This window comes from Cupriavidus gilardii, from assembly GCF_008801915.1.
Lineage (GTDB): Bacteria > Pseudomonadota > Gammaproteobacteria > Burkholderiales > Burkholderiaceae > Cupriavidus > Cupriavidus gilardii.
This window is the reverse complement of sequence record NZ_VZOV01000112.1, coordinates 1-431: the sequence shown is the minus strand read 5'-3', so window position 1 is coordinate 431 and position 431 is coordinate 1. Positions and strand designations below refer to the sequence as shown.

General features: G+C 38.5%; 1 protein-coding gene. It reads right to left on the bottom strand.

Going from position 1 to position 431, the window contains the following annotated elements:
* Nucleotides 1-417: ABC transporter transmembrane domain-containing protein (locus tag F7Q96_RS26705; protein ID WP_282960317.1), on the bottom strand; the 417-nt coding region annotated here is incomplete at its 3' end.
* Between the last annotated feature and the right edge of the window lie 14 nt (nt 418-431).

Here is a 431-nt window from a genome sequence, read left to right as displayed (position 1 = left end):
AACTGAGTGTGCAGCTGCTAAACCCCGCTGTAACTTTTCATTCACATCTGTCAAGTTTTTAACAGGCTTTGAAAGTAACCCTGCTGCCGTAATATATGCAACAAACTCACCAGCAGTTGTATTTCCTAAAATTTGTGGTCTTAATGCTAACCATACAATTAGAGCCATTGCACAAGCCATTACCACTTGAACAACAGGACTATTTAGGTTTTGCACAATCACCATTTTTAAACCACGTTTTAAGTTTTCTTCCGATGACTTATAGAAACGCTCTTGTTCTGACTCTTCACCAGCGAAACTTTTAACAACTGCATTACCATTAATACTTTCTTGCACTACATGGTTAACATCACCCATAGTGTCTTGAACTTGCATCGAGAGTTTGCGCATTCTTTTTGAAGCTTTACGCACCAAAATCCCAATTACAGGTA